Here is an 8,080-nt window from a genome sequence, read left to right on the forward strand (position 1 = left end):
GGCAGCCCCAGTCCGCCCGCCAGCAGTCCCAGCCGCGCCGCCCCAGGTAATTCCCCAGCCACCTGCCCAGCGTCCGGCGGCGGCTCCTGCTCCAGTGCTGCTTCCCGAAGATCCTGCTGCAATGGCGCGAACCGGGGATTCGCCTGACCCAACCGTGATGGGGCTACCGGGAGAACATGCAGAAACCGCTGGCGGCTCCTTTGCCGCCGACTCGGCCCGACCCGACGCAGCGATGCGTTCTGCCCCGTCCCGTCTGGCCACGGGCAGCATTCCCCAGGTTAGCGAAGCGCAGCAATACTTTCAGTCTCGCTGGCAGCCGCCGGAAAATCTGAACCGGGCGCTGGAATATCGCGTGATTGTCGCTGCAAACGGCGTGGTGCAGCAAGTTGTTCCTCTGGGCGAAGCAGCAGGCATTTACGTCGATCGCTCTGGAATGCCGCTGATGGGCGAAACGTTGGTGTCACCCCTGCCCACAGGCCGCCGCGCCACGCTGCGGGTGGTGCTGTATCCCGATGGGCGAGTGCAGACCTTGCTGGAAGGCATAGAGTAAGGGGGCGACAGCAGGGGTAGTAAGCCACAAGAACGCGAGGGAGAAGACACACAATTCCTCTCGTCGCATTCGTCCCGCTCTAAATTCTTAATATTAATAGGTTGGGACTTACGCAGTTGGACGAGTTCTCGCGGGCGCAGACCACGAGAACTCGTCCAAAACCCAGAAAGTTTGATTGCAAGTGCGTAAGTCCTAGTAGGTGTCTTATAGATGTCTTAATAGGTGTCTTAATAGGTAAGCATGGTTAATAAGCCCTGCTGCCCCAGGAGCAGTTCGCGGAGTAGACTAAAAATGCCAACCCAGATGATGGGGGAAATATCAACCCCTCCAAAGGGTTTGACGATTTTGCGGGTGGGCGCAAGGAAGGGTTCCGTTGGCAGCGCCACTAGCTTAAACGGCATTTGGGTCAGGTCGATCTGGGGATACCAGGTGAGGACGATGCGAAAAATGCAGAGGAGAATCATCAGCCCCAGCCCAAGGCTCAATGCCAAAGAAGCGATCGCCACCGAAGTCATAGCTCAACCCGCCCGTATTTGCTAAACGGCTAACCAGGATTTCTGAGAGACAGGCTCCCACACCCCAAATTTCTGAGAAAAGTCAGACAAGACTGTTACATTTAGCAACCCTCTGGCTTCTCATTCTACGTTGAGCCTGTACCCATTGGGTGGCTATCGTACCGTCATTTTGGGGGCATTTTGGGGCGATCGCCCCCCCTCAGTAGCCTCACCCAAAATCCTTTCCCGCGAAACGCTTCTCAAGCGGTTAACCGACCGATAGAATTGTTTATAACAAAGTCGCCAAACTTTAAGGTTAAATACCCATGACTCCCTCTTTGATGAACTTCTTCTACAGCCTGCTGGCTGGTCTCCTGATTGTGGTCGTTCCCGCAACCGTGGGTCTCATCTTTATCAGCCAGAAAGATAAAATTCAGCGCTCCTAGTGTAATTCGGGCAACTCTATGATTCGGGAAACTCTGAGGCTATCCCTGAGACTGCCGATGGGTTCCCTGTGACAGGTTCTGCTTGTGCGCTCCTAACTCAGCGCAGTGCAGAGTCAAAAGGCTTCTGGGCGAGCAAGTCTCGCCCAAATCTGTATTAATGGGGCTAGCATAAAAGGTAAACGTTTTAGACAAGCGTTTTAGACAAGCGTTTTAGACAAGCGGGCTAAGGCAAGCTAGACGAGCGCCTTGAACATAGCTGCCTGCGGGCGCATTGGTAGGTGCAGTGGTACTTTTCTTGACAAATCGTTAGGATGAGAGTCGCTAGGGTTAGGGCAGATTAAGGGAGAAACTATAGATGTTGGTGGATTTCGGACACGCTGCGACGGGGATGGCCAGTGCCGCCTGGATGCAGCCCCAACCCGTTCTGGCACAGGTGGTGTTTGGCGGCAATCCGGCTGCCTTTCTGGGAATTGCTCTGGCAGTCGGTGGCGCTGGACTCTACTTCTTGCGAAACTTTCGCCCGCAGGTTGCCCGCGACCAGGATATCGCGCTGTCCGCTGTGTCGCTCTTGTGTGGAACGATCCTGATGTTCCAGGGCTGGCGACTCGACCCAATTCTGACCTTCGGCTTTTACTTGATGGCCGGTGCAGCCACAGCTTTTGCCCTGGAAACACTGCGCCTGCGGGGAGCGACGACCGAGCAAGCCAAACGCTTTGGCGGGGGTGGGCAAATTGTGGATGATGAACGTCCGGTTAGCCGCGTCTATCGGGCTGAGCTAGACGAATTGGGCGCAGTGGATGAGCGTCCGGCCAGCCGACGCATCCGAGCCAGCCGCGACTATCGCACTGAGCCAACGGAAGATTACGGCAGCAGCAGCCGTCGCCCCGCCATTCGCGGCAGTCCCGGAGAGACTCGCCCGCCCGTCCGCCCAGAGCGCGATGCCTGGGATGACGACTATAGCGCTTCGTCCTATGGGCGCGATCGCTCTTGGGAAGAACCGTCTACCGATTACAGCGGCGATTACAGCGGCAATTATTCTTCTGACTATGCTTCCGGTTATTCTGCCAGCGACTATGGCAGTGACTATGCTTCGAGCCGTAGCAGTTCTCGGTCGAGCAGTCGAGACTCTGGCTCCCGCCCCCGCCGCCCTCGCTCGGTAGAGGATGTTAATGCTCGCTGGGACGCTGATGAGCCTGCACGCCCCTCGGCTGATTATGTCGATTATCAGCCAGTGGATTATTCCGATGACGAGGCAGACAACTCTTCTAACTTTGACTAGGGCTTGGATTAAGGCTTGGACTGGGGTCTGCCGCTGGAGTTGGCCCTGGGGCTGGCGCAAGTTCTGGAAGTCGCTGCGTCTTAGCTGGGAAGGGTTCATACCCCTGAGGCGATCACTGGGCTGGAAATTTTGTCAGATCACAGCCCGATTTCGACTTTTTTATCAGGCGATCGCCCGCCGTGCTGCCGCTCGCTCCGTGCTTTCGGTTCTGGCGCTGCTTCTGCTGGGTCTGAACACCGCTTGCAGTCGGGCGATCGCCGTCCAGCCAGAGCGCTCTGGGCCTCCCGTGCCGCTCAATAGCCGCTATACCGACGAACAGCCCGCCCTCAGCGGCAATGGGCAGTATGTGGCCTTTGTCTCGAACCGCAAGGGCGATCGCGGCATCTTGCTCTACGACCTGAAGCGGCAGCAGTTTGTCGATTTACCCCGGCTCAATCGCTGGGATGCCGTCGCCGAACATCCCAGCCTTAGCAACACCGCCCGCTACATTGTCTACGTTGCCAGTGGCAGCGGCCGCCCAGAGGTGGAGCTATACGATCGCGTCACCAAACAGGCTCAGGTGCTAACCTCTGGCTATCGGGGCTGGGTGCGAAACCCCAGCATCAGCCCCGACGGGCGCTACGTCGCTTTTGAGCTAGGCCGCGATGGCAAATGGACGATTCAGGTGCTAGATCGGGGCCCCGGCATCGAGCCAGACTTGCCGGACGGCTGACCGTGCTATGCGGACTCCTTGCCCCTGGCTGAATTCGCTCCGATGTGCGCTAGAACTGGAACAATGGAACTAGACGCAGCAGGGCAAGCCCCATTGCAGCGGCCAATGTTCGATAAGCCTGGGTTGATGTTGTGAGATACCTCCGATGGGTGCTGGCGATCGCCCTCCTGCTGCTGCTGGGCGGCTGCACCTACCCCCACCTGCTGAACCTACCGTCCGATGCCAGCGGGCAGACCCTCAACAGTCCCTTTGCCCAGCAGGAGCCGCAGCTATCGGGAGATTATCTCGTCTTTGTTTCCGACCGCAACGGCAGCCAGGATGTCTATCTCTACGACCTGCCGCATCGTCGCTTGGTGGATCTGCCCGGTCTCAACGCCATCGACATGGCCGCAGAACATCCCGGCGTTTCGGCAGATGGACGGTTTATCGTGTTTGCGGCCAGTCGCCAGGGGCGACAAGATATTTATCTCTACGATCGCCAGATTCAATATCGCCGCAATCTGACAGACGGACTCAATGCCAGCGTCCGCAACCCCAGCATCAGCGCCGATGGGCATCGCATCGCCTACGAATCCAACGCCAGCGGCCACTGGGACATCGTGCTGTGCGATCGCGCTGGCAAGCCCCTCGATTTATCTGCGACTCCTCTGGATACAGCCTCACCGGATGAGGAATCGCTGGGTGGAAAATCGCTAGGTAAAAAATCACCGGATGAGAAGCTCACTAAAGCCAGCCCGGAGCGTGAGGCAGTGCCCGCTTTTCCGCTGTCCCTTGAGCCGCCACCCACAAATGCCCCGGCGGTTGACTCGGCCCTGCCAAATTTCGCTCCATCAGCCGCAGAGCCGCAAGCGTCTGATGCCGCGCCGCAAGCGTTCGATGAGGCTGCGCCCAGTCCGGCGATCGCCCCACTGCCCCCGCCCCTTCCAAACTCTCAATCTCCACACTCTCAAATCGACGCGCCTGTAACGTTTCCTGAAGCCGTTGAGTTAACCGGACAACAGTCTGAAGCCGCTGAAGAATGGGACAATGAAGCACCTCGCAAGGGCGATGGCCCCCAGTCCGCAGGGACAACTCTGCTTCCCTAATTCCAGACATCTTCTGTGCTTTTGCCGTTTCCAGATGACGAGTTCGCGGGTTGTTGTCAAAATGGGAACCATAGCCAGTAGAACCCTGGCAAGGGCGATCGCCAAATTCTGAGTTGCCAAATTCTAAGTCGCCAGATTATGAGTCGCCAGACCCCTGTTCAGATCTGCACCATCACGCAGCGTCATTGACGCACCGCGCTGATAGCCTGAATGGTTCCTGTCATCGATCTTCACGCCGAATGGTCTTCACCACTGCTTGAAACGGCTTAAAACACTGTCTGCTTTGTCTGCTTTTGCACTGCATTTCCTCTCTTCACCATGAGCTATTTCTTGTTGCGCCAAGTCACCTCCGGTCTGCTCGCCTTCGGCACCTTGGGTAGCGTCTTGCTGGCTGATGTAATCGTTCCCGCTCCCGCCAGATTGGGAACTCGCGGGGTTGCCCAGGCGCAAGACATCGAAGAAGTCAACGTCCGGGTCTATCGACAGGCTAGCCCTGCGGTCGTCTCCATCCAGACGCAAACTGGCACGGGCAGCGGCAGCATCATTAGCCCAGACGGATTAATTCTCACAAATGCCCATGTGGTGAGCAATGCTCGGCAGGTGCGCGTGATTTTGGCAGACGGGCGGCGGCTCGATGGCGAAGTTATTGCGTTTGCAGAGGGCGGGCTGGATTTGGCGGCGGTGCGCGTGCGGGCGCAAAATTTGCCGACGGTTCCCCTGGCCACCCCTGGCTCTGTAGAAGTCGGGCAGCGGGCCTTTGCGATTGGCACCCCCTTTGGGCAGTTTCAGGGCACCTTTACAACGGGCATCGTCAGCCGTCTGGATACCAATCGGGGATTGATTCAGACGGATGCCGCAATTAATCCCGGCAACTCTGGTGGGCCCTTGCTCAACAGCCAGGGGCAAATGATTGGAGTCAACTCGGCAATTTTTTCGCCACGAGGCACATCGGGCAATACGGGCATCGGATTCGCAATCTCGATGGATCGGGTGCAGCCGTTTTTGGTGGCCGTGCGGGAAGGCCGGGCCCCCCGCACCGCGCAGCAGGCTCCCCAACTGGGCGGCGGCCCAACTGCCCGACGGATTACGCTGAATGGCGCTCCGGTTCAGGGGGTATTGTCATCGAGCAGCGGTGTGTTGTCTTCCGACAGCAGCTTCTTCAACGCCTACACGTTTCAAGGACAGGCGGGGCAGGAAGTGACGATTGAAATGACGAGCCGCGAGGTGAATCCATATTTGATTTTGCTGCGCCCTGATGGCAGCGACCTGGCTCAAGATAATGACAGCGGGGGCGATCGCAACGCCCGGTTAACCGCTGTCCTGCCGGAAACAGGGCTATACACCATCCTGGCGAACACCTTTGAAGCAGGGGAAACGGGTCGCTATCGCCTCAGTGCGATTACCGGCGCTGGCTTAGGCACAGCCACCACGCCCCCCAGTCCCAATACCCGTGTCCTGCTCCGGGTTGAGGGTTCCCTGGGCCCCAACTCGCTGGTTTGGGCAGAAGATAATAGCCTGTATCAGGAGTATGCGCTGGATGGACAGGCCGGACAAACTGTGACCATCACGATGGAGAGCATTGAGTTTGACACGTACCTGATCCTGCTAGATGCCAACGGCCGAGTCGTCGGGCAAAACGATGACGAATCTCCCAGCAGCACCAACTCCCGGCTCACAGTAACGCTGCCGCGCACAGGCACCTATCGCATCATTGCCAATGCTTACGATCGCAACGGGCGGGGACGCTACGTGCTGACGGTTCGCTAAGGATTCGCCCCAGGGATCAGCGCAGCCCAATCCACGTAAAAAAGTCTTGCCGAGTAAATAGCTCCAGCAGCAGCAGCGCCACAAAGCCAATCATGGCAAAGCGGCCGTTGATCTGCTCGGCATAGCGCGTCCAGCCAAACGCTGGCTCTGGCTGGGGCACTGGGTCGAGTGCGGGTGGATTGGGCTTTGGGGTTTCAGTTGTCATAGCGAATTCAAAGCAAAAGAAAGCAAAAGAAATAAGTAGGTGGACATTAATAAATATAAAACCCAAAGACCCTGCGCCGCCCGCGCAGCGGGCGGCGCAGGGGTCAGGATCTGTTTTTTAATCTGGTCTATCTACTTAGTTCAAAAAACGGCAGGACTTACGCACTTGCGATAAGTTTTCTGGGTTTTGGACGATTTCTCCAGGTCGCAGCCCGCGAGAAGCTGCCCAACTGCGTAAGTCCTAAACAGTTCAAGAATAGTTCAAGAATAGAACAAGTGGCAGGCTTAGACAGGCTTAGATTCAGGGTTTGATTCAGGCTTGGATTCAGACAGGCCTAACTCTGAGGCGGGCAACTGGGTGTAGAGGCGGATTCGATGGCCTGAACTGCTTCGATGAGCGATCGCACTTCGCCCGCACCCTCCGACGGCTCGAACCGCAGCGGCAATTTGCCCCGCACCAGCATCCGCAGCCCCAGCGGGCCAAGGCTGGCCAGCCCTTGCAGATCGCGGAACGAATTGCCGACTACCTCCAGTCCAAAGCGTCGTTCATCGATCCAGCCGCCCTGTTTCACCAAATCCACAAGCACCTTGCGATGGCGCACCGATCGGCTGGTGCTGGCATCCTTTCGATCGAGAATCTCCTGCTTAATCTTGCTGATCTGGTCCAGCGGCGCAACCTCCATCGGGCAGACGGAATTGCAGTAATAACAGCGAGTGCAGGCCCACACGCCAGATTCGGGCTGGTTGTAGTCCTCTAGCCGGGCTTCGGTTTGGGCATCGCGAGAGTCGGCCACCATGCGATAGGCCTTGGCTAGGGCGTGGGGCCCTACAAAGTTTGGGTTGACCTCGCGGGCATTGCACTCGGAATAGCACGCGCCACAGAGAATACAGTTTCCTGTTTGATTGAGGCGATCGCGCTCCTCTGGCGTTTGCAAAAACTCGCGTTCAGGAACCTGTCGTCCCGCCGTGCTGACATAGGGATCGACTGCCTCCAGCCCGTCCCAAAAGCCCCGCATATCCACAACGAGGTCCTTAATCACAGGCATATTGCCCATTGGCGCAATGTGAAACGTAGGGATCTCCTCTGGCGCTGCCGTTGCTTGGCTTTCATATTCCTTTTGCTCAGCAGGGCGAGCGCCCATAGCCGCAATTGCTTGCATCCGAGCTATCTCGCTGCCGACACTCTCTTTGCAGGCCAGGGCCGAGCGTCCGTTGATTCGCATTGAACAACTGCCACAGATCGTATTTCGACAGTTTTTGCGGAAGGCAAGCCCCCCATCCTGTTCCCACTTAATGCGGTTCAGGCAGTCAAGAATCGTATTGCCGGGGTCCACCTCTAGCTCGTAGGTGGCACTGTAGGGAGCCGAGTTTTCGTCTTGTCGCAGAATTTTGAATTGAACGCGCATGGGCTGTGAGTTGCGAGTAAGCGGGGAAATAGCGTCAGTCAAATCCTAGAAATTACCAGAAATTACCAAAGGACACGGAGTAGCAAAGAACTTGCGAAACGAAAGGTGACAACGGCAGCAGCTCGATACTTTTAGGC

At 57.4% G+C, this 8,080-nt stretch carries 8 protein-coding genes and 1 pseudogene; 6 read left to right on the plus strand and 3 right to left on the minus strand.

Features of this window, described 5'->3' with window-relative positions:
• Window positions 1-550, plus strand: a pseudogene (locus IGS51_RS21180) (hypothetical protein); the annotation flags it as partial.
• A gap of 227 nt (window positions 551-777) precedes the next feature.
• Here IGS51_RS21180 and IGS51_RS21185 read toward each other — a convergent pair.
• Window positions 778-1,065 (minus strand): YggT family protein, encoded by a 288-nt coding sequence (locus IGS51_RS21185; protein WP_205370874.1) that lies wholly within the window; start codon window positions 1,063-1,065, stop codon window positions 778-780.
• A 305-nt stretch (window positions 1,066-1,370) separates the two neighbouring features.
• Between IGS51_RS21185 and psbX the strand changes: the two genes are divergently transcribed.
• The 5 genes from psbX to IGS51_RS21210 all read left to right on the plus strand — a co-directional run bounded on the left by psbX (window position 1,371) and on the right by IGS51_RS21210 (window position 6,333).
• A complete protein-coding gene (gene psbX, locus IGS51_RS21190) occupies window positions 1,371-1,490 on the plus strand; it encodes a photosystem II reaction center protein PsbX (protein ID WP_015188284.1) in 120 nt (39 codons plus the stop codon).
• A 355-nt stretch (window positions 1,491-1,845) separates the two neighbouring features.
• Window positions 1,846-2,769: a Ycf66 family protein gene (locus tag IGS51_RS21195; RefSeq protein ID WP_297080737.1), complete on the plus strand. Its 924-nt coding sequence runs from the start codon at window positions 1,846-1,848 to the stop codon at window positions 2,767-2,769.
• A gap of 253 nt (window positions 2,770-3,022) precedes the next feature.
• On the plus strand, window positions 3,023-3,481 hold the full coding sequence (locus IGS51_RS22480; RefSeq protein ID WP_367279399.1) for a TolB family protein: 459 nt from the start codon (window positions 3,023-3,025) through the stop codon (window positions 3,479-3,481).
• Window positions 3,482-3,612: 131 nt separating this feature from the next.
• Window positions 3,613-4,566, plus strand: a complete 954-nt coding sequence (locus IGS51_RS21205) for a hypothetical protein (protein WP_297080739.1) — start codon at window positions 3,613-3,615, stop codon at window positions 4,564-4,566.
• A 318-nt stretch (window positions 4,567-4,884) separates the two neighbouring features.
• Window positions 4,885-6,333 carry a trypsin-like peptidase domain-containing protein gene (locus IGS51_RS21210; protein ID WP_297080740.1) on the plus strand — a complete coding sequence of 483 codons (1,449 nt, stop codon included), beginning with the start codon at window positions 4,885-4,887 and terminating at the stop codon, window positions 6,331-6,333.
• Between the two features lie 16 nt (window positions 6,334-6,349).
• Here the strand turns inward: IGS51_RS21210 and IGS51_RS21215 are convergent, their stop codons facing one another.
• Together IGS51_RS21215 and IGS51_RS21220 are read right to left on the minus strand one after the other, a co-directional pair.
• Window positions 6,350-6,538, minus strand: coding sequence for a chlorophyll a/b-binding protein (locus IGS51_RS21215; RefSeq protein WP_068508548.1), 189 nt, complete (start codon window positions 6,536-6,538; stop codon window positions 6,350-6,352).
• Between the two features lie 334 nt (window positions 6,539-6,872).
• A complete protein-coding gene (locus tag IGS51_RS21220; RefSeq protein WP_297080741.1) occupies window positions 6,873-7,943 on the minus strand; it encodes a succinate dehydrogenase/fumarate reductase iron-sulfur subunit in 1,071 nt (356 codons plus the stop codon).
• Between the last annotated feature and the right edge of the window lie 137 nt (window positions 7,944-8,080).

Source organism: Thermoleptolyngbya sp. M55_K2018_002, from assembly GCF_015295965.1.
In the GTDB taxonomy this organism is placed as follows: domain Bacteria; phylum Cyanobacteriota; class Cyanobacteriia; order Elainellales; family Elainellaceae; genus Thermoleptolyngbya; species Thermoleptolyngbya sichuanensis.